We start from the raw sequence: 21,402 nt of genomic DNA on the forward strand, positions 1-21,402 counted from the left end.
ATCGACTGATAACCTGTCAATATGTCCGACACTCCCACGCCCAAGCCCCGAGCAACCCGAATGGACGCGGCCGACCGTCGAGAACTCGTCCTCGACGCCGCGACACGAGCGTTCGCACGCGGGGGCTTTGCCGGGACGAGCACCGATGCGGTGGCCAAGGAAGCGGGCGTCTCGCAGCCGTATGTGGTTCGGATGTTCGGAACCAAAGTCGAATTGTTTCGGCTGGTCTTCCAACGCTCCATCGACGGCATCATGACGTCATTCGACGCAGTGCTCGCTTCGGGGCCTCTGGACCCGACGGACGACGAGACCTGGGCCGACCTGGGCGGTGCCTACGCCGATCTGGTGGCCGATCGCGACCTCTTGATGGTCATGATGCACGGGTTCGGTGCAGGGTCGGTACCCGAGATCGGCCGCCAGGCACGAGAAGGAATGGGCGCGATCTACAACCAGATCCGCAGCGGTACCGGGTGTTCGGAAGATCAGGCTCGGCAGTTCATCGCGCACGGAATGCTGCTCAACGTCTTGTTGTCGATGCAGGCACCGGAGCATCCGGAGGACAGCGACGGACTGCACGAGATGACGATGTGCGCGTTCGGAACCAAGCTCGTCCCAGCCGATTCCGGACAGCTGTGACGCCTAGGGACGCATCTCGTACCGACCGTCGTACGTGACGACGTCGTTCCAGACCGTCTCGAATCGTGCTGCGTCCACCACCGGCTTGCGTACGGCGTCCAGCGCCCATTTCTGCTGCGCATCGGTCGACGACGGCTTTCCGTACAGCGCGACGGCGTAGCCGGAGAAGTCCCTGATCTGGAAGTCGAAGATCTGGTCCAGCATGTCGGTGGAGATCTCGTCGGCCTGTTCGAGGATCAGGTGGCCGTAGACGACGAGTGAGAACAGATGCCCCACCACGAGCAGGAAGTCGAGGTCCTGTTGCTGCGACTCGTCGGGGGCGCACTCGGCGAGGAACGACGCGAACGCCTGGGCCTGCTCGTAGAAACGACCCACGTTGGGAACACCGGAATGCTTGCGATACCCCGGGTTCCAATCGTGGAACCGAACCGAACTCGCGCCGCGAGCGGGGCCTTGGGCGAAGAAGAATCCGTCGTCGACGGCGTCGGTGAACCTGGTGACCTCCGCCTGATCGGTGGGCGAGAACATGTATGCCGGCATGAACTTGAGCATCAGGGAGACGTTGACATGCACCGTTCCCTCGAGTTTCGGCAGTGTTCCGATCAGTTGCGCGGCTTCACGGAAGTAGGTGTTCTTCTCGTACCCCTTGGCGGCAATGACGTCGTGCAGCAAGCGGACCACCGTCTCGCCCTCGGACGTCACCTTGGCCTTGGTCATGGGGTTGAATAACAGGTAGCGCCGGTCGCCGGGACCCGCAGCGCGGAAGTAGTCCAGCGCACGCGCACTGAACAGCTTCATGGCGGTCAGCCGCGAGTAGGCATCGACGAATGCACTGCGCACATGGGGGAATTCGGTGACACGGTTGCCATACAGAATCCGATTGTTGGCGTGTGTGATCGCCTCGTAGAACGCGTGCTCGCAGATGCCGATCGAGCCGGTGCAGAGGTTGAACTTGCCGACGTTGACGGTGTTCAGTGGAGCCGAGAACGCGTCGGGTCCGGTATGCAGAATGTCCTCGCGGCGAACGGGATAATTCTCGAGCGAGAAGGTACTGACGTACATCTGGCCGTGAACGACGCTCTCACGCAACCGATACGCGGGATGCGAACTGTCGGCGACGAAGAAGACGTACGACTCCGGCCCGTCGATGTCGGTGCGTCTACCGAACACCGACACCATCCCCGCCACGTTGCCGTTACCGATGTAGTACTTCTCCCCCGACGCGGTGAACTCGAGGTCGTCGTCGACGGAGGGCGTCAACAGCATGTCGGTGGAGTAGACGTCGGCACCGTGTGCGCGCTCGGACAATCCGAATGCCATGACGCCGCCGCGGTCGAGCTCACGCGCTGCGCGGCGCTTGGCGTCGTCGTTGTCGCTCATCCAGATCGGGCCGAGGCCGAGCACCGTGACCTGCCAGGTGTACCAGTAGGCCAAGCCGTAGAACCCGAGAATTTCGCTCAGAGCAGCGTTGCGGGCAGCGTCCCAACGAGCGTTGGGCAACCCGTTCGCGTATTCGGCCGGCGTCGAGAACGTGGCGAACAGTTTCTGGGCTGCGACGAACTCGAGGAAGTCGGCGGGCCAGACTCCTTCGAGATCGTCGGCGAGCAGCCTGGCCTTACCGCGATCCTCGAACCAATCGATCAGTGCGCGGAGCTGACGACGAGACTCCTCGTCGAGCTCGGCGGGATCGAAAGTTGTCGGATCGAACAGCGCAAACTGAGCCACGGTGTGACCTCTCCTAGTCGTGTGACCCGAAGCTACCAGCGAGTAGACCGGCGCGTGGGGAGATCGAGCGTGGAGAGATCGGGACGGGCTGTTACGTGGTGCGCACCGCGGCGACGATCTCGTCGACCGCGGAATCGATGTCGAGTTCACGGCTCTCACCCGAGAAGCGGTCCCGGATTTCGACCTTGCCATCGGCCCAACCGCGGCCGAGGACGACGACGAGCGGAATACCGATCAGTTCGGAGTCCTTGAACTTCACGCCGGGCGAGGCCTTGCGGTCGTCGAAGAGAACCTCGATGCCCTGCGAATCGAGTTGCGTCGCAATGGATTCTGCGCCGGCGCGCGCGGCCTCGTCCTTGTTCGCGATCACCAGATGTACGTCGGCGGGTGCTACCTCCGACGGCCACCGAAGGCCCTTGTCGTCGTGCATCTGCTCGGCGATGACGGCCACCAGACGGGAGACACCGACGCCGTAGGAACCCTGTACGAGTCGCACGGGCTTGCCGGTCTCGCCGAGTACGTCGACCGAGAATGCATCGGTGTACTTGTAGCCCAACTGGAAGATGTGCCCGATCTCGATTCCGCGAGCGCTGACCAGCGGCCCCTGTCCGTCGGGTGACATGTCCCCGTCACGCACCTCGGCGGCCTCGATGGTGCCGTCGGGAACGAAGTCGCGGCCGGCCACGAGGTTCACCACGTGCTTGCCCTGCACATCGGCACCGGTGATCCACGATGTTCCGTTCACCACCCGGGGGTCGACGAGGTAGCGAACTCCGTTGGCCTGCAGCGCACGTGGCCCGATGTATCCCTTGATCAGGAACGGGTGAGCAGCAAAGTCCGCGTCGGTCAGCAATGCGAATTCGGCAGGCTCGAGCGATGCTTCGAGGCGCTTCTCGTCCACCTCACGGTCACCGGGCAGGCCGATGGCCAGCAGCTCCCACTCGCCACCGGCGGACCGCACCTTGAGCAGGATGTTCTTGAGCGTGTCGGCACCGGTGACGGTACGACCCAGATCTGCGCCGTTCGCCCACTCGACCAGCGTCGCGATGGTGGGAGTGTTGCCCGTCTCGTAGTCGACCGCGGCAGGCTGCCCCTCGATGGCGATGGGGTCCGGTGCCGGGGTCGTGACGGCCTCGACGTTGGCCGCGTATCCCGATTCGATGCACCGAACGTAGGTGTCCTCGCCGATGTCGCTCTCGGCCAGGAATTCCTCGGACGCACTTCCGCCCATCGCGCCGGACGTCGCGGCGACGATGACGTAGCTGACCCCGAGCCTGGCGAAGATGCGCTGGTAAGCGTCGCGGTGTGCGGCGTAGGACCGCTTCAGTCCGTCCTCGTCCATGTCGAAGGAGTAGGAATCCTTCATGACGAACTCGCGTCCACGCAGAATGCCGGCGCGAGGACGCTCTTCGTCGCGATACTTGGTCTGAATTTGGTACAGCGTGACCGGCAGGTCCTTGTAGGAGTTGTATTCGGCCTTGACCGTCAACGCGAACAACTCTTCGTGGGTCGGACCGAGCAGCATGTCGTTGCCCTTGCGATCCTGCAACCGGAACAATGCGTCCCCGTATTCGGTCCACCGGTTCGTCGTCTCGTACGGCTCACGCGGCAGCAGGGCGGGCAGCGAAATTTCCTGCGCCCCGATGGCATTCATTTCCTCGCGCACGACGCGTTCGACCTGTCGCAGCACCCGGAGACCCAGCGGCAGCCACGAATAGACGCCCGGCGCGATACGACGAACGTAGCCTGCGCGAACCAACAGCTTGTGGCTGTCGACCTCGGCGTCGGCCGGGTCGTCGCGAAGGGTACGAAGGAACAGCTGCGTAAGACGGGTGATCACGGGTTGTCAGACTAGTCGGTGGTGCAGCGCCTGCGGATAGGCGGCCACGAAGTGAGTAGCCTTGACCCCCGTGCTGATTCTGCTGCCTCCCTCCGAGACGAAGTCCGACGGCGGTTCCGGAGCACCTCTCGATCTGGACCGGTTGTCGTTGCCGTCCCTACTTCCGCTCCGACGAACGCTTGCTGACGCCCTGGTTCGGCTCTCCGATGACCTGGACGCGTCCATCACCGCTCTCGGTCTCGGTCCGACCCAGGTGGACGAGATCGAACGCAACGCTCGTTTGTTCACCTCGCCCACCACTCCGGCCCTGCGCCGGTACACCGGAGTGCTCTACGACGCTCTGGGGGCGTCTACCTTCACCCGTGCCGGACGTGCCCGTGCCGATGCGAGGTTGTGGATCGGGTCGGCACTGTTCGGGGCCGTCCGCGCGTCCGACCCGATTCCGGCCTACCGGCTCTCCGGCGGATCGACAATTCCCGGCTTCGGCACACTGCGATCACATTGGAAGCCGGAACTGTCCGACGCGATCCTCGCCGAGGACGAGGGCATCGTCGTCGACCTCCGGTCCGGCACCTATCAACAGCTCGGGCCCATCCCCGGTGCGATCACGGCAACGGTGCTCACCGAGAAGCCCGACGGCAGCCGATCGGTGGTGAGCCACTTCAACAAACATCACAAGGGGTTGCTCGCCCGCGCGCTGACCCTGACCACCGCCGAGCCCAGAGATGTGAAAGCTGTTGCGCGCGTAGCGTCGAAGGCGGGTCTTCGAGTCGAAGTGGCGTCGGACACCGAACTGATCGTGCTCACCGAATGAGCGCCGTTCCGGAACTGCTCAGACAGGGAGCCGAGGCGTCGGTCGGCAAGAACAAGAGTCAACGAATCGCCGACGACATCGCCGACCGTCTGGTCTCGATGCAAGCGAACGAACTCGGCACGCTGGCACTGACCAACATGATCGGCACGCTGTACGAGAACGGCTGGCAACCACTGGATCTGATGCATGTGGTCCGGCGTCAGCACACGGTGGCGGTGACGAATCTCGCTGCCGCAGCACTGCTGCACCATGCCGATCTCATCGAAGCGGACTCCCGCGCCCCGCACGATTGGGTCGATCAGATGTCGGCGATCTGCGAACAGTTCCCGATGGTGGCAGCCCGAGTCGACGCCACTCCCGACTTCCTCACGGCGTACCTCGTGGCGTCCGGCAAGTCCGACTACATCGCGGCCAGTGATCAGTGGCTCGATGTGCTCACGCTGCTCGGCCAGTGGCAAACCCTCCCCCGTTGGCCGCAACTGGGTGCCAAGCCTTCGCAGTGGCCCCGCACACGCTCGTCGGTGCCGACGACCACCGGCGCGGATTCACCGAACAGCAAGATGCTGGCCAAGATTCGCGGTCTGCTGGCCAAGGCCGATGCCACCGATTTCGCGGAGGAAGCCGAGACGCTGACCGCCAAGGCGCAGGAGTTGATGACGCGGTACTCGATCGACACGCTGCTGTTGGCCGAGGGTCATCTCGACGTTCGCGGTCGACGGGTGCACATCGACGGTCCGCACGCACCCGCCAAAGCCCAGCTCTTGCACGTCGCCGGTACTGCCAACCGGGTCAAGACGATCTGGGACGCGGAGTACGCCGTTGCGACGCTCGTGGGCGCGCCGGTAGACGTGGAACAGGCCGAGCTCGTCTTCACCTCGTTGCTGGTGCAGGCAACCCGAGCTCTCGGCCACTCGCCCGAAGCCAAGAAGCGAAAGAAGGCCGGCTCGGCCGCATTCGGCAAGGCGTTCCTCTACGCCTACGCCATCCGCATCGGAGATCGTCTCACCGATGCCGACGCGTATGCCCTCGACGAGGCGAGACAGGAATCGGGCGACCTGCTGCCGATTCTCGCGGCACAGACCGTTGCCGTGGAAGCGGAGTTCGACCGCCTCTTTCCCACCGCCAAGCCGATGCGCGGCCCGCGCCTCGATGCCGAAGGATGGGATTCGGGACGAGCCGCGGCCGACCGAGCCGATCTGTCCCGCTGAAACATTCCACGAGGTTCGTCGACCGATTCGGGAACTGTTGTAGCTTCAAGTCAGTTGAGCAGACATGAACCGAACACGCGCAGCTGCTCGACTCACCGTGCCCGTTCTGGTCGCACTGTCCGCCATCACGGCGTGCGGTACGTCGCCCTCCACCCCGGAGCCGAACGACGTCTCCGTCGCCGCGCAGTCGCCCGACGACCGCTCCGACAGCGTCACCGAATCACGCAACGAAGAAGCAGCGCTGACGCTCTTCGAATCTGCGTTCACGGCCGAAGAACCTGCCGCCGCTGCGTCGGTCGTGGCGGAGAACGCCGTCGATCGACCTGGACCAGCGGTGGGGCCCGACGCGATCGTCGCCCGATTCGAGGCCACCCGGACACGGATTCCCGGTGCACGAGCCGTCGTCAAGCATGTCGCAGCCGATGGCAGATGGGTGGCAGTGCACTGGCAGGCCACCGCTGATCCGGCATCCGAGACCACCGGTGAAGCGAACATCGACCTCTTCGCCTTCGACGGCGGCAAGGTCACCGAGCACTGGGCCATGACGCAATCCGTGCCGGCCACGTCGATGAGCGGCAACACCATGTTCAGTGACCTCTACCGCTACCCGACCGCGCCCTCCGAGCCGACCGAGGACGAGGAAGAGCGCCGACGCATGTCGGTGACGGCTACCTACGACGCGCTCTTCCGCGAACACGACGCGTCCGTGCTCGGGACCGACTTCGCCCCGTCCTACCTGCAACACAATCCGATTGCGGGCAACGGCACCGCGGCACTGCAACAGTTCTTCGCCGGCGGCGCGCAGTTCCCTGCCTCGGAATCGGTCGTCTCGCTGGCCGACGGCGATCTGGTGTGGACGTTCGCGAAAGCGCCGGGCGCAGCAGAATCCGACCCCTTCGTCGCGGGAGATATCTTCCGGTTCGACGACGCCATCGTCGAGCACTGGGACGTGGTTCCGGAGTAGCGACCGCTGTCGGTCGATGACCGCTCGCAAGGCAAAATGGACCGGTGCCCGAGACTCTCGACGACATCGTGACCAGGACATCGGAACTACTGGCCGAGCGCGACGTGGCCGCGTTGTCGACCCTGATGGCAGGTCTGTCCACGACGAACGCGGTCAGAATGCTCGAACGGGTCGACTCGGCGCAGCGGGCGGTTCTGTTTCGACTGTTGCCCAAGGACGAGGCCGTGGTCGTGTTCGAGCGTTTCGACGCGACCATTCGCAGCGAGCTGTTCGAAAGTTTGCGTAGCGACGACGTCATCGCCCTGTTCGAGAACCTCGACCCCGACGACCGAGTGGAACTGCTCGACGAGCTGCCCTCCAACATCGCGCATCGCATGATGCTCGGCCTATCGCCCGCACAACGGGCGCTCACTGCACCGATGCTGGGCTACGACCGCGGGTCGGTCGGCCGTCGAATGACTCCGGAGTACGTGCGCCTACGCAACGACACGACGGCAGCCGAGGCTCTCGACGCGGTACGAAGGACCGGTCCCGACGCAGAATCGGTGTACCTGCTGCCCATCACCGACGACCGTCGTACGTTGCTCGGTGTGGTGACGCTCGCCGATCTCGCGACGGCGGATTCGACCACGCCGGTGGGAGAGCTCCATTCGTCGCACCCGGTGGTGCGGGCGGACTCGTCGGCGGAGGTCGCGGCACGTCTGTGTTTCGAGCATCGCAGTCCGGCGGTGGTGGTGGTCGACTCCGAACAGCGCCTGATCGGCATCCTCACCCTCGAGCAGTCCTCTCGCATTCTCGAGGAGGCCGAGGACGAGGACGCAGCCAGGGCGGGCGGTGCGGAACCGCTGCGTCGGCCGTACCTGTCGACGCCGGTCCTGTCCATCGTTCGTTCGCGCGTGGTCTGGCTGCTCGTGTTGGCGTTGTCGGCCATCCTCACCGTGCAGGTGCTCGAGATCTTCGAGCACGCACTGGCCGCGGTGGTGACCCTCGCGCTGTTCATTCCCCTGCTCACCGGCACTGGCGGAAACACCGGTTCGCAGGCCGCGACCACGGTGACCCGCGCGCTCGCCCTGGGTGACGTCCGCCCGCGCGACATCGCCGCTGTGCTGTTTCGCGAGGTCCGCGTCGGCGCGACGATGGGAGCGATGCTCGGGACGTTGGGGTTCGTCATCGCCGGACTCGTCTACGACTGGCACCTGGGCCTGGTCATCGGCACGACGCTGCTGTCGATATGCACGCTCGCCGCGACGGTCGGCGGTGCGATGCCGCTGATCGCCAAGAAGATCGGCGTCGACCCCGCGGTGTTCTCGACGCCCTTCATCTCGACCTTCTGCGATGCGACCGGCCTGATCGTCTACTTCCTCATCGCGAAGGCCGTACTGGGAGTCTGATCGGCCCCGCTCGTCAGCCCTTCTGGGCGTCCTCCTGCGCGGCCTGCGCCTGGGCCACCTGCTGCGGGGTGAATCGGATGAACAGTGCGGCGATCCCGGCGATCACGGCGCAGACCGCGCAACAGAACAGCGCGAACATGTACCCGGAGCTCAGTGCGTCGAGCTGACTGTCGTTCATCAGAGTCGCCGGCCCGGATATGCCGCCGAGGGACAGTGTTCGCGACGTGACCAGTGCCCCGATGACGGCCAGCGCCAGAGGACCGCCGAGGGTCTGGGCGACCAGCGAGATTGCCGTCAGCGGACCGATTTCGGTGGGGCTCACGCCCGCGATGGCGCACAGAGGCAGCGGAACGACCGTCAGACCGACGCCGAAGCCGATCCCGATCACCGGGAAGAACAACCCTGGGAAGTACGCCGAATCCGCGTCCATCGTCGTCACGGACACCAGCAGCCAGCCGACCATGATGACCGCACCACAGAGAATGAGCCAGCGCGGAGCGATCCGAGTCACCAGTTGCGACGCGAGGAACGCCGCGGCACCGAGACCGAAGGCGAACGGCACGAAAGCCAGGCCGGCATGCAGCGGGCTGTAGCCCAGAATGTCCTGCACGAACAACGCCACATATGCAGCGAGACAGAACATGACCCCGCCGGCGAAGAAGATTGCGACGAAAGTCGCCACTCGATCGCGACTGACGAACAACGAGAACGGCAGCAGCGGGTTCTCGGCCCGTCGCTCGACCAACAGGAACAATCCGAGGAACAGCAGTCCGGCGATCAACGACACGATGACGATCGGGCTAGACCAGCCCAGCTCGGTACCCTCGCTCAGCGCGAGGACCACACCCGTGCAGCCCAGGGTCGCCAGGATCGCACCCGGCACGTCCAGGGCGAGCTTCGCCCCGACGGTCTCCTGCAGCGACACGACGGCGAGCACGACGATGACGATGCCGATCGGTACGTTGATCAGGAAGATCCAACGCCACGACACCTCGGTCAGAGCGCCGCCGATGATGAGCCCGGCAATGGACCCGACACCGGTCATGGCGGCGTAGATGGCGATGGCCTGATTACGCACCGGGCCCGGAGCGAACGTCGTGGCCACCAGCGCGAATGCCGTGGGCGACGCCACCGCGGCACCGACCCCCTGCAGTGCCCTCGCCGCAACGAGCGTGGCTTCGTTGACTGCCAGTCCGCACAGCAACGAGGCGATCGTGAACAGGACGACGCCGGCGAGGAACATCTTCTTTCGCCCGAAGGCGTCGCCGAGCCTGCCGCCGAGCAACATCAGCCCACCGAAGGCCAACGCATAGGAGGTCAACACCCAGTTGCGCCCGGCGTCGGACAGACCCAGATCGGCCTGCAGCGGAGCCAAGGCCAGGTTGGCGACGGTGCCGTCGAGAACCACCATCAGTTGCAGCCCGCTCAGGACGATGATCGCCATCCCGAACGCTCGAGTCGTCACCGGGTACTTGATCTCGGTGGCGGAGGTGTTGGACATCGATGACTCAGGCACGAGCGTTCACGTTACCGGCGTGTACAGAGAACCCGGCCACAGTGCCGATGACGACGATCGCCGGCGGCCTGATTTCGGCCTCGCGGACCGCGTCGGCGACGGTGCTCAGCGTGGCCCGAACTTCACGTTGGGTGCGCATGGTGCCCTCCTGAACGACGATGACGGGGGTGTCCGACGGGCGGCCGCCCGCCACGAGTACATCGGCGAACAGCCCGATGCGCTCGACGGCCATCAGCAACACGATTGTGCCCTTGAGCTTGGCCAACGCGTCCCAGTCGACCAGAGAATCGGGATGATCGGGGGCCACGTGACCGCTCACGACGACGAATTCGTGGGTGACGGCGCGATGCGTCACCGGGATTCCGGCCGAGGACGGAACCGAGATCGCGCTGGTGATGCCCGGTACCACCGTGACCGGAATGCCCTCGGCGGCCAGCGCTTCGAGTTCCTCGTAACCGCGACCGAAGACGTACGGGTCACCGCCCTTGAGCCGAACCACGAACTTGCCGGCCTTGGCACCGTCGATCAGCGCCTGGTTGATGGCTTCCTGCGCCATCGCCCGGCCGTACGGAATCTTCGAAGCGTCTATGACCTCGACGTGTGGTCCGAGTTCGGCGAGCAACTCGGGTGGAGCCAGCCGATCGGCCACCACGACGTCCGCGTATGCCAGGAGTCTGCGGCCCCGGACGGTGATCAGATCCGGGTCGCCCGGGCCGCCGCCCACGAGCGCGACACCGGTCAGCGGCGCGTGCGCCGAGTCGGCCACGACGCCGGACTGCAGCGCTTCGACGACGGCATTGCGCACGGCGGCCGATCGGCGATGTTCGCCGCCTGCCAGCACTCCCAGCGTGAGGCCGTCCCATTCGGCCGACGCCGGAGTGACGGCTGTGCCGTCCTTGGCGATGTCGGCACGGACACAGAAAATCTTGGACGCGGTCGCTTCCGCGACAATGGCGATATTGGTCTCGGCCTCGTCGGTGCAGGCGATGGCGTACCAGGCGTCGGCCAGATCGCCGTGGCGGTAATCGCGCAGTTCGAGCGTCACCTGCCCTGCCGTCGCCATTGCCTCCACGGCCGGAGTGGCCTCGCGGGTGACCACGTGGACCACTGCTCCGGACGAGATCAACAGCGGTAGTCGACGCTGTGCGACGGTGCCGCCACCGACCACGACGACGCGCCGCCCTTCGAGATTCAGGCCGACCAGATAGGGAGAGTCAGTCGCGTTCACGAGAGGAAACGCTACCGCGCGCGCTGGACTCGCTTCTCGTCCCATACGGGCTCGGCCGCTTCGTAAACCTGCCCGGTGGCACCGAACACCAGGAATCGATCGAAACTGCGGGCGAACCACCGGTCGTGTGTCACCGCGATCACGGTGCCCTCGAATGCCGCGATGGCGTCTTCGAGCGCATCGGCCGACATCAGGTCGAGGTTGTCGGTCGGCTCGTCGAGCAGCAGCAGCGTGGCACCGGAGAGCTCGAGCAGAAGAATTTGCACACGTGCCTGCTGCCCGCCCGACAGATTGTCGTAGGACTGTTCGGCCGCGCGGGCCAGACCGTATCGGTCCAACGCTCGGCCGGCGGCCTCACGGCCCATGCCGTCCCGGTGCTCGTTGCCCATGTGGAGGATCTCGAGCAGCGTGTTGCCGGCAAGATCCGGCCGCGTGTGCGTCTGTGCGAACAGACCGGGCCGTACCCGGGCCCCGAGTACCGCTGTCCCGGTGTGCGGAACGGGCGCGAGTGCGAGTTCCTGGACCGGCTCGTGCTCCTTCTCGGGATCGGTGCCGCCGTTGGCGAGCAGACGCAGGAAGTGCGATTTGCCCGAGCCGTTGGAACCCAATACCGCCACGCGATCGCCGTACCAGATCTCGGTGTCGAACGGTCTCATCAGGCCGGTCAGTTCCAAGGCCGTGCACACGAGCGCACGCTTGGCCGTTCGACCACCGCGCAACCGGACGGTGACGTGTTGCTTGAGCGGCACGGCCTCGGGCGGTCCGGCCTCCTCGAATTTGGCCAGTCGCGTCTGCGATGCGTGGTAGCGGGCGGCTACGCCGTCGTTGAACTTCGCCTTCTCGCGCAGACGCAACACCAGCGCGCGCAGTTTGACCAATTCCTCGTCCCACCGCCTGCGCAGTTCGTCGAGTCGCGCGTTCCGGTCTTCCCGCGCTGCGTGATACGTCGCGAACCCACCGCCGTGCACCCACGCGGTGGCCCCGCTCACCCCCGGCTCCAGGGTCACGATCCGGTTGGCAGCGTTGGCGATGAGCTCCCGGTCGTGGCTGATGAACAGGACGGATTTGTCGGAGTCGCGAATGGTCGCTTCGAGCCAACGTTTGCCGGGCACGTCGAGGTAGTTGTCCGGCTCGTCGAGCAGCAGCAGATCGTCGGTGCCGGCGAACAACGACTCGAGCACGAGCCGCTTCTGCTCACCGCCACTGAGCGTCGAAGCCGCGCGCCACTTCGCCCGATCGAACGGCATACCGAGTGCAGCCGTGGTCACCTTGTCCCAGAACGGTTCCAGGTCGTAGCCGCCCACATCGCCCCAATCGGACAGGGCCTGCGCGTACTTCATCTGGGTCTTCTCGTCGTCGACCTCGATCATCGTGTTCTCGGCGGCGTCGAGCGCAGCAGCTGCGGACCGCACGGCTGGGGACGCGACCGACAGCAACAGATCACGCACGGTCGAGTCGTCTCGCAGTTGCCCGACGAACTGCCGCATCACCCCGAGCGAACCGGAACTCGACACCGCGCCCTCGTCGGGAGCCTCGTCGCCCGCAACGATGCGCGTCAACGTCGTCTTACCGGTTCCGTTGGGCCCGATCAATGCGGTCTTGGCACCGTCGCCCACCCGGAAGCCGACGCCGTTGAGCAGCTGCCGTCCGTCGGGCAGGAAGTACACGATGTCGTTGAGTTCGAGATGGGCCACAACGAACCAGCCAACCCCATCAGCCCCTCGATGGCCAATCGTTTTCACCCGAGCATGGCGGGGTGCCTGCTCTAGGCGAGCGCCAGGCTGGACGTTCGTGTCAGGACCTGCTTCCCGGCGTCGTCGACGTGGGCATGGTGGACCTGCAGTCGCGCCGAGTCGCCGTGCAGGGTCAGCAGCATGACCCCGTTGTCGAACCACGGGCCCGCCTCGGCTTGCCACTCGACACCCGACGGGCCCACGTGGGCGGCCCGCGCGAGCTTCGACAGGATCCTCGCCGCCGGGCGTTTGACGGCCAGTTTGTTGACCGCGCGGATCGGCAGATTCAGCGGATTGCGGAACGGAGACATCGTCAGCTGATACGTCGCAGGCACGTCGCGCCCGCCGACACCGAAGTCGGCGTTGGCGACGTACGAGCAGTGCACGTCTCCCGAGAGCCACATGATCGACGCGGGCTTGTCGTCACCGCGCGAGAGCTCACGCGTCAGGGCAGCCATGTCGTTGAACGAGTTGGTGAATGCGGCCCAGTGCTCGAGGTCGAGTCCGATTCGCATCTTTTCGGCCACCTTGGCCGACCTCGGCCCCCAACTCCCCTGTGCCACAGCCTCGTTCCACTGTTCGAGATGATGCAGTGCCGGCAGCATCAGGTACGGCAGTGACGATCCGAACAGCAGATGCCGGGGCGTCGTCTCGAGTGCGCGCTCGCGGACCCACGCCCATTCCTTCTCGTCGACCATTTCGCGGTTGTCGGGGTCGAGATTTCGTGAGCAGCGTGAGTCGATCATGATCAGACGGGTGTCGCCGAAATCTCGATAGAAGCTCCACCGGCCGGTCTCGGGGGCTCGATCGACACGTAACGCGAAGTCGGCCAACAGTTTCTCGCGATCCGCATCGGTCTCGGCGGAGCGAACGGCGGCGTACATCTCGTCCCCCGCCAGTTCTTTCGGCGAGAGATTGCCCAGATGTTGATACACCCAGTACGACGAGTACGCCCCGATCACGCGGTCGTTCCACCACGGCCGGGTCTCGATGTCACGACGCCAGGAGGCCGACGAATTCCAGTCGTCGCGCAGATCGTGATCGTCGAGAATCATGCACGACGGGATGCTCGCCAACAGCGTCCGCACCGGCTCGAGTCCCCACGATTCCCGATAGAGCCACGAGTACTCCTCGAAGTCGCAGATCTCGTTCTCCGCGTCGGTGCCGATGGCACTGGTCGGTCCCTCTCCCGACTCCCGCCGCGCCTGCAGTCGTTCGACTATCTCGGGCGACGGGTCGTCGGCGTACACCTGGTCACCCAGAAGCAACAGGGCCTGGGGCCACTGGCCCGGATCCTGCTCGATGAGGGCAGATCCGAGCCCGGCGAGTGCATCGGCACCGATCGTCTTCAGAGACTTCGCGCTGTAATCGTCGCCGCGCCGACAAGACCCGAACGCAAGCGTGACCGGCCCCGCTGCGTCCACGGTGTGGATGCTGGCTCGCTTGCCGTCCTCCGGCCACACCCTGTGCTCGTCGACGAACACCTCGTAGCTCACCGGCGCGTTGGCGGGCAGGCCCTCGAGTGGAACGAGCGCGAAGTGGTGACCGTGCACTCCCCACGTTCGTTCCGATGCTCGGACGCCGACTTCGGTGACGACGGTGACGGTGCACGGGTGCGCCATCTCGAACCACAGGGTCGCGGTCTCGGTGCCGACATAACGAACGATCGGGCCGAGTAGAACCAGACTGTCGGAACTCATTCGACCCACAGTGCCCTCGTCGGCTCGCTTTCGCCAGTCAGTGCGGCAGATCCGCCGGTTCTTCGTCCGTCGCGGCCACCGCGACGACCACGGTGGCCCCGACTGCCTTCGGAACCAGCAGCCGCCGCGCCGAGCCGGCCAACAGAGCCGACGCTTCCGCGACGCTGGCAGTACCGACTGCGTCTCGCACCCGGTCCGACCCGGATTCGGTGACGACTGCAGACAGGTCCGACGCCGAGAACGTCGCTCCTCGAACACCCATTCTCGACGCGATCGTTGCCACCAGTTCTGCTTTTCGGTCGATCGATGCGATGCTCAACACCGACCAGTTCTCCTCGATCACCTCGGTGATCGCCTGCAGTACCTCGTCGGGTCCGACCCCTGCTCTGGTGCCGATTCCGATGACGACGCCGCGCCTCACACGCACGCGTAATCGTGTGCGGCAGAGACGAATCGAGTGATCGACTCGGGGTTTCCCGCCGCGTGCGTGTGCAGATACGACGCATGGACACCACCCTGCACGAAACCCTCGCGTGCGGCGGTTCTGCCGTCGACCCCGTGCTTGTGCCAACCCCACGCCGCCGGTGCGCTCTCTCGGACGTCCACCAGTTTCGTTCGGTGGAATTCGTGGCCGGTGACGCGACTACCCGCGTCGAACAGCGTCGACGATTCGAGGGCGACGGCATCGCGGTATCCGAGGGTGAGCGTGTTCCCGAATTCCGCGTCGACGTCGACTACCCCGGCCATGGCGTGGCCGTCCAATCTCCGTGCGAGATAGAGCAATCCGGCGCATTCAGCATGTATGGGCAATCCACGGGCCGCCGCTGTCCTGATATCGGCGAGTAGCACTTCGTTCGCCGCGAGGGCGGCGGCATGTTCTTCCGGGAAACCGCCGGGAAGTACCACTCCTGCTGTGCCCGAGGGTAATCCGTCGCGCAGCGGATCGAAGACCGCAACATCTGCGCCGGCGGCCCGGAGCAGTTCGACGTGCTCGGTGTAGCCGAAGGTGAACGCCGGGCCGCCGGCGACAGCGATCACCGGTGCGCCGCCGGACGGTCCGACCTCGAGCGCAGGGTTCCAGGCCGGGACGGTCACCGACGAACGCGCCAGAGCCTCGACCGCCTCGATGTCCACGAACTGTGCGACCAATGCACTCATCGCGTCGACCGCATCGGTAGCGGCACCGCCGTGCTCCACCGCGGTGATCAGCCCCAGATGCCGTGACGGAACGACCAATTCACTCATCCTCGGCAGGGAGCCCAGAACCGGAACACCCACTCGTTCGCAGGCCTGACGGAGCACCTGTTCGTGCCGATCACTGCCGACGCGGTTGAGAATCACACCGCCGATCCGCACACTCGAGTCGTAGGTGGAGAATCCGTGCAGCACGGCGGCGAGGGATTGACTGTGCCCGCGTGCGTCGACCACGAGCACCACCGGCGCGCCGAGCATGGCCGCCACTCGCGCGGTCGAGCCCTCGGCGGACGCCTCCCCCGGACCGGTCATGTCGATCTTGCCGTCGAACAGGCCCATGACGCCTTCGACCACCACGATGTCGCAGCCGCTGCTGCCGTGCAGAAACAGTGGGCCGATGCGGTCGGCACCGACCATGACCGCGTCGAGATTTCGACCGGGCAGGCCCGCGGCGAGCGAGTGGTAACCGGGATCGATGTAGTCCGGGCCGACCTTGAACGGAGCGACCCGACGGCCGGCACCGCGCAGGGCACCCATCAGTCCGGTGGCGACCGTCGTCTTTCCGCTGCCCGACGCGGGTGCCGCGATCACCACGGCCGGACACGACCGGTTCACCATTCGATGCCCCGCTGCCCTTTGCGACCCGCATCCATCGGGTGCTTCACCTTGGTCATCTCGGTGACGAGGTCGGCGGCCGCAATCAACTCCGGCGGAGCGTCGCGGCCGGTGATGACGACGTGTTGGTTGCCCGGCCGATGTGTCAGCACCTCGACCACCTCCGCGACGTCGACCCAGCCCCACTTGAGTGGATAGGTGAATTCGTCCAACACGTAGAAGCGATGGGATTGCTGCTCGATGCGCCGTGCGATCTCACGCCAGCCTTCGGCCGCGGCGTCGGCGTGGTCGACCTCGCTGCCCTTCTTGCGAGTCCACGACCACCCCTCGCCCATCTTGTGCCATTCCACAGCGCCGCCGATTCCGGTGCTCTCGTGCGCGTCGCCCAGAGCACGAAATGCCGCTTCCTCGCCCACCTTCCACTTCGCACTCTTGACGAACTGGAACACGCCGACGTCGAAACCCTGGTTCCAGGCTCGCAACGCCATTCCGAACGCAGCGGTCGACTTCCCTTTGCCGGGACCGGTGTGGACGGCGAGCACCGGCAGATTGCGGCGCTGACGAGTCGTGAGGCCGTCCTCCGGAACGGTTCCCGGAGCAGGTACTCCCTGTGGCATCGCGTGTCCTCCTACGCCGCTGCGCGAACGACGGCGGTGACCTGCTCGGCCGACAGGTCCGCGAGCGCCACGTATCCGCCTCCGAGACAGCCGGCGAAGTCCGCGGCCAATCCCAGGCGCACCATGCCCGACTCGCAGTCGACGACGACCGACGCGATCTTGTCCGCCGCGATGCGGCCGGCGGCGATTCGCGCCCGACCGACGGGATCGGTGCCGCCCGTGGCACGCCCATCCGTCAGAGCGACCACCAACGCGCGCCGCAGCGGGTCTCGAACCTTCTCGCGCAGCACCAACTCTCGCGCGGTCAGGAATCCCTGCGCCAACGGAGACTTGCCCCCGGTCTTCATCTTTCGCAGCCGCGTCACAGCGACATCGACCGAGGACGTCGGCGGCAGTACTGTCTCGGCCTCGGTGCCGCGCACGGTGATGACCGCGACCTTGTCGCGCCGTTGATAGGCGTCACGGAGCAGTGAGAGCACCGCACCCGTCACCGCCGACAGTCGATCTCGCGCAGCCATGGATCCCGACGCGTCGACGACGAAGACGATGAGGTTGCCCTCGCGTCCCTCCTTGACGGCTCCGCGCAGGTCCTCGGGCGCCAGTCGCAGCCGACCGGACGTGCGCCCACGCACCACCTGCTGCTCGGCTGCCGCGAACAACGTACCGATCAGATGCAGACCCCGGCCCGGTTCGACGGTGGGACGAACCGACCGTCCGTACGAGGACCTCGACCGCGAGCGCCTACCCGGAGCACCTTCACCGACCCCGGGAAGCTCGATGAGCCGCGCCTTGAACTGCGCGCCCGGCGTTCCTGCCTGCCGGTCGCTGCCCGCACCGGTCGGGGCCTTGTCCTGGCTGTCGGCCGGTTCCTGCGGCGCGTCGGATTCCGTGCTCGACGGCGCGTCGGAATTATCCGCCGCGTCGGGCTTCGGTGCTCCTCCATCACCGTCGGGATCCGGCTCCGGCTCGGGATCGGGTTGCTGCTCGGCCTGTTCGGCGGCGTCGCGCATGGCGTCGTCGAGCTGCTTGTCGTCTATACCGGGCTCGTCGAAGGGGTCGCGTCGACGCCTGTGCGGTAGCGCCAGTTCCGCCGCGATGCGCACGTCCTCCTCGGTCACCTCGCTCGCGCCTCGCCACGCGGCGTGGGCCGAGGCAGTACGCGCGACCACCAGGTCTGCGCGCATACCGTCGACGTCGAAAGATGCGCACAGCGCGGCGATGCGCCGAAGTTCCTTGTCGCTCAACACCACATCATCGAGGATCGTGCGTGCAGCCACGATCTGCGCTGCAACGGCGGCGTCCTCGTCGACGTACGCTGCCGCGAACGCGTGGGGATCACGCTCGTAGTTCATACGCCTGCGCACGACGTTCATGCGCACGTCCACATCACGCGACGCGGTGACCTCGACCGCCAGACCGAATCGGTCGAGCAACTGTGGCCGGAGCTCTCCCTCCTCGGGATTCATCGTGCCCACGAGGACGAATTGTGCTGGGTGAGAATGCGATACGCCGTCTCGTTCGACATGTACGCGACCCATCGCCGCCGCGTCGAGCAGGACGTCCACAAGATGGTCGTGCAACAGGTTCACTTCGTCGACGTAGAGCACGCCGCGGTGTGCCGCTGCGAGCAGGCCGGGTTGGAATGCTCGTTCCCCGTCGCGCAGTACCTTCTCGAGGTCGATGGACCCCACCACGCGGTCCTCGGTCGCTCCCACCGGAAGCTCGACCAGCTTGGCCGGGCGGGCACCGTCCTCGTCCTCGACGGCAGGCAGCAGAGTTGCGAGCGCCCGAACCACCGTCGATTTCGCGGTCCCCTTCTCGCCGCGCACCAGCACACCGCCGATACCGGGGTGCACCGCGCACAGGATCAACGACAACCGCAGCTGATCCTGACCGACGATCGCACTGAACGGATACCCCGGTTCGGGGACACTGCTCTCTCGCTGCACAACCAATTCCCTTCGTGCTCGGAGTTCCGCGCCGAGCGTTCGGTGGACTACACGAAGCCGGGCGGCGATCTGGCTGACAGGAGAACACTCCTGATCACAGTGGCGGGACCGCGCCTGATTCTCACAGGACTTCTCCGCACTCGACTTCGAACGGAACACTACCGCCGAACGAACGAATGCCACACACGCCTGGACGTGTGTGGCATTCGTAGCTTCGGATCCGAACGGGCTGTTACGCCTCGCTCCAGGCGGTGCCGCCACCGCGACGCATCGGAGTGTGCGGAATACCGTCCTCGAGTACTTCCTCGCCGTCGGGCAGGAAGCCGTGCTTGGCGTACATGTCGACGAGGTAGCTCTGCGCGTTGATCCGGCACGGTGCCGAACCGACCTCGGCCAGGGCGGCCCGCAGAATTCGCGTGGTGTGTCCCTGTCCCCTGGCCGAACGCTGGGTGCACAGGCGGCCGATACGGAACGCCTTCTCGCCGTCGTCGTGCTCTTCGAGCAGACGCAGAGTGCACACCACTTCACCGTCTCGTTCGAGCCAGAAGTGCCGCGTCTCGGTCAGCAGGTCGCGTCCGTCCAACTCCGGATAGGCGCAGGCCTGCTCGACCACGAACACCTCGACACGCAGCTTCAACAGGTCGTACAACGTGCTGTTGGACAGGTCTAGTGCCCACGATCGTTTGAGAGCTGCTGCTTGCGTATTCATACCTTTTGCTATCACACACCCGTGTGCTGTGCGAGCTCACGCGAACTTTCCAGCTCCAGCGTCTTCGAGGTCCAGGCCCAGACCTCGTCGAACAGCGAGCTGTTCTGAGCCAGTTTGACCCCCAGGGACGGGACCATTTCCTTGAGCTTGGGCTGCCACGCGTCGTACTTGTCTCCGAAGCACCGCTGCAGCACGTCCAGCATGGCCGGTACGGCTGTCGATGCGCCGGGAGAGGCACCGAGCAGGCCCGCGATGCTGCCGTCGGCAGCGTTGACCACAGCGGTACCGAACTCGAGAACGCCGCCGCGTCCCTTCTTGCGGATCACCTGCACACGCTGGCCGGCCGTGACCAGCTCCCAGTCCTTGGCGACGACGGTCGGCGCGAACTCCCGCAGAGTCTCGACCCGATCGGCCTGCGACTGAGCCAACTCGCTCACCAGGTACTTCACGAGCCCGAGCTCGGTCACGCCGACGCCGAGCATCGACATCAGGTTGCCCGGCTTGACCGAGCCGGGCAGATCGGTGATCTTGCCCTGCTTGAGGAACTTCGGTGACCATCCCGCGTACGGTCCGAACAACAATCCCTGCTGGCCGTTGATGACGCGCGTGTCGAGGTGCGGCACCGACATCGGCGGTGCTCCCACCGAGGCCTTTCCGTACACCTTGGCCGAGTGCTGCTCGATCAGTTCGGGGTTGGTGCACCGCAGCCATTCGCCGCTGACGGGGAATCCGCCGAAGCCCTTGATCTCGGCGATGCCCGACTTCTGCAGCAGGTGCAGCGCGCCGCCGCCCGCCCCGACGAACACGAACTTGGCGTTGACGGTCTTCTTGGCACCGGTGCGCTGGTTCGCCACCTTGACGTCCCACGTGCCGTCGGACTGCTTGGTGATGTTGCGCACATCGTGCCCGAAGTGCACGGTGCCACCCGCCGCGGACAGGTAGTTCAGCAGCTGCTTGGTGAGTGCACCGAAGTCGACGTCGGTGCCTTCCTGACTCCAGTTGAGCGCAACGGGATCGGAGAAGTCACGGCCACGAGCCATCAGCGGCAGTCGCGCGGTGAACTCGTCCTTGGAATCGATGTACTCCATGCCGGCGAACAAGGGGTTGCCGACGAGCGCCTCGTAGCGCGCCCGCAGGTACTTCACGTTGTCCTCGCCGTGCACGAAGCTCACGTGCGGGATCGGATTGATGAAGTTCTTGGCGTCGGAGAGGACGCCGGTCTCGATGCCGTGGGCCCAGAACTGCCGCGAGACCTGGAACTGCTCGTTGACGTTGAGCGCCTTGGCGATATCGACGCTGCCGTCCTTGTTCTGCGGCGTGTAATTGAGCTCGCAGAGCGCCGAATGCCCGGTGCCCGCGTTGTTCCACGCGTCGCTGCTCTCGGCCGCTGCGGCGTCGAGACGTTCGTAGACGTCGATCGACCAGTTCGGCTCGAGCTGACGGAGCAGCGCACCGAGGGTGGCGCTCATGATTCCGGCACCGACCAGAACGACGTCGGTCTTGATCCGCTTACCCTGCTCATCTGTGGACACTGGAGAATCGACTTCCTTGTCTGTAAAGGTC

General features: G+C 65.6%; 17 protein-coding genes and 1 riboswitch. Of the genes, 5 read left to right on the forward strand and 12 right to left on the reverse strand.

The features are described from left to right. The first annotated feature begins 21 nt into the window (after positions 1 to 21). The gene (locus CH285_RS20585; RefSeq protein ID WP_255032472.1) at positions 22 to 636 is read left to right on the forward strand and encodes a TetR/AcrR family transcriptional regulator; all 615 of its coding nucleotides are present in this window, start codon (positions 22 to 24) and stop codon (positions 634 to 636) included. Between the two features lie 3 nt (positions 637 to 639). On the opposite strand, the gene CH285_RS20590 is transcribed toward CH285_RS20585, so the two are convergent. Together CH285_RS20590 and CH285_RS20595 are read right to left on the reverse strand one after the other, a co-directional pair. After that, complete coding sequence (locus CH285_RS20590) at positions 640 to 2,361, reverse strand: acyl-CoA dehydrogenase family protein (RefSeq protein ID WP_094643004.1); 1,722 nt, start codon at positions 2,359 to 2,361, stop codon at positions 640 to 642. A gap of 91 nt (positions 2,362 to 2,452) precedes the next feature. Next, positions 2,453 to 4,201 carry a proline--tRNA ligase gene (locus tag CH285_RS20595; RefSeq protein ID WP_045841839.1) on the reverse strand — a complete coding sequence of 583 codons (1,749 nt, stop codon included), beginning with the start codon at positions 4,199 to 4,201 and terminating at the stop codon, positions 2,453 to 2,455. Positions 4,202 to 4,271: 70 nt separating this feature from the next. On the opposite strand from CH285_RS20595, the gene yaaA reads away from it, so the two are divergent. The 4 genes from yaaA to mgtE all read left to right on the forward strand — a co-directional run bounded on the left by yaaA (position 4,272) and on the right by mgtE (position 8,578). Beyond that, positions 4,272 to 5,015, forward strand: coding sequence for a peroxide stress protein YaaA (gene yaaA, locus CH285_RS20600; protein ID WP_045841840.1), 744 nt, complete (start codon positions 4,272 to 4,274; stop codon positions 5,013 to 5,015). Continuing rightward, on the forward strand, positions 5,012 to 6,223 hold the full coding sequence (locus CH285_RS20605; protein ID WP_045841841.1) for a DUF2786 domain-containing protein: 1,212 nt from the start codon (positions 5,012 to 5,014) through the stop codon (positions 6,221 to 6,223). The genes yaaA and CH285_RS20605 overlap by 4 nt, the downstream gene beginning before the upstream one ends. Before the next feature lie 64 nt (positions 6,224 to 6,287). Next, positions 6,288 to 7,187 carry a nuclear transport factor 2 family protein gene (locus CH285_RS20610; protein ID WP_032390110.1) on the forward strand — a complete coding sequence of 300 codons (900 nt, stop codon included), beginning with the start codon at positions 6,288 to 6,290 and terminating at the stop codon, positions 7,185 to 7,187. A 44-nt stretch (positions 7,188 to 7,231) separates the two neighbouring features. Continuing rightward, the gene (gene mgtE, locus CH285_RS20615) at positions 7,232 to 8,578 is read left to right on the forward strand and encodes a magnesium transporter (protein ID WP_045841842.1); all 1,347 of its coding nucleotides are present in this window, start codon (positions 7,232 to 7,234) and stop codon (positions 8,576 to 8,578) included. A gap of 13 nt (positions 8,579 to 8,591) precedes the next feature. Here mgtE and CH285_RS20620 read toward each other — a convergent pair whose 3' ends face one another. The 10 genes from CH285_RS20620 to mqo all read right to left on the reverse strand — a co-directional run bounded on the left by CH285_RS20620 (position 8,592) and on the right by mqo (position 21,371). Further along, positions 8,592 to 10,079 (reverse strand): MFS transporter, encoded by a 1,488-nt coding sequence (locus tag CH285_RS20620; RefSeq protein ID WP_032366427.1) that lies wholly within the window; start codon positions 10,077 to 10,079, stop codon positions 8,592 to 8,594. A gap of 7 nt (positions 10,080 to 10,086) precedes the next feature. After that, positions 10,087 to 11,322 carry a uroporphyrinogen-III C-methyltransferase gene (gene cobA / locus CH285_RS20625; protein WP_027496733.1) on the reverse strand — a complete coding sequence of 412 codons (1,236 nt, stop codon included), beginning with the start codon at positions 11,320 to 11,322 and terminating at the stop codon, positions 10,087 to 10,089. Between the two features lie 11 nt (positions 11,323 to 11,333). Continuing rightward, complete coding sequence (locus CH285_RS20630; RefSeq protein WP_094643005.1) at positions 11,334 to 13,016, reverse strand: ATP-binding cassette domain-containing protein; 1,683 nt, start codon at positions 13,014 to 13,016, stop codon at positions 11,334 to 11,336. 71 nt (positions 13,017 to 13,087) lie between these two features. Then, positions 13,088 to 14,755 carry a DUF7800 domain-containing protein gene (locus CH285_RS20635; RefSeq protein ID WP_048318321.1) on the reverse strand — a complete coding sequence of 556 codons (1,668 nt, stop codon included), beginning with the start codon at positions 14,753 to 14,755 and terminating at the stop codon, positions 13,088 to 13,090. A 37-nt stretch (positions 14,756 to 14,792) separates the two neighbouring features. Beyond that, entirely contained in the window at positions 14,793 to 15,182 is a 390-nt protein-coding gene (locus CH285_RS20640; protein WP_052067045.1) for a cobalamin biosynthesis protein, read from the reverse strand. Then, positions 15,173 to 16,567 (reverse strand): cobyrinate a,c-diamide synthase, encoded by a 1,395-nt coding sequence (locus tag CH285_RS20645; RefSeq protein WP_032390108.1) that lies wholly within the window; start codon positions 16,565 to 16,567, stop codon positions 15,173 to 15,175. Before CH285_RS20645 ends, CH285_RS20640 begins: the two co-directional genes overlap by 10 nt. Beyond that, a complete protein-coding gene (gene cobO, locus CH285_RS20650) occupies positions 16,561 to 17,181 on the reverse strand; it encodes a cob(I)yrinic acid a,c-diamide adenosyltransferase (protein WP_027496729.1) in 621 nt (206 codons plus the stop codon). The genes CH285_RS20645 and cobO overlap by 7 nt, the downstream gene beginning before the upstream one ends. 11 nt (positions 17,182 to 17,192) lie before the next feature. Then, positions 17,193 to 19,130 (reverse strand): magnesium chelatase subunit D family protein, encoded by a 1,938-nt coding sequence (locus tag CH285_RS20655; RefSeq protein ID WP_032366422.1) that lies wholly within the window; start codon positions 19,128 to 19,130, stop codon positions 17,193 to 17,195. Between the two features lie 54 nt (positions 19,131 to 19,184). Then, positions 19,185 to 19,277: riboswitch (adenosylcobalamin-variant (AdoCbl-variant) riboswitch) on the reverse strand. An 85-nt stretch (positions 19,278 to 19,362) separates the two neighbouring features. Continuing rightward, complete coding sequence (locus CH285_RS20660) at positions 19,363 to 19,839, reverse strand: GNAT family N-acetyltransferase (protein WP_027496727.1); 477 nt, start codon at positions 19,837 to 19,839, stop codon at positions 19,363 to 19,365. A gap of 11 nt (positions 19,840 to 19,850) precedes the next feature. Continuing rightward, positions 19,851 to 21,371, reverse strand: a complete 1,521-nt coding sequence (gene mqo / locus CH285_RS20665; RefSeq protein ID WP_027496726.1) for a malate dehydrogenase (quinone) — start codon at positions 21,369 to 21,371, stop codon at positions 19,851 to 19,853. Positions 21,372 to 21,402: the final 31 nt, after the last annotated feature.

The sequence above is a fragment of the Rhodococcus sp. 05-2256-B1 genome (assembly GCF_002258465.1).
Classification (GTDB): domain Bacteria; phylum Actinomycetota; class Actinomycetes; order Mycobacteriales; family Mycobacteriaceae; genus Rhodococcoides; species Rhodococcoides fascians.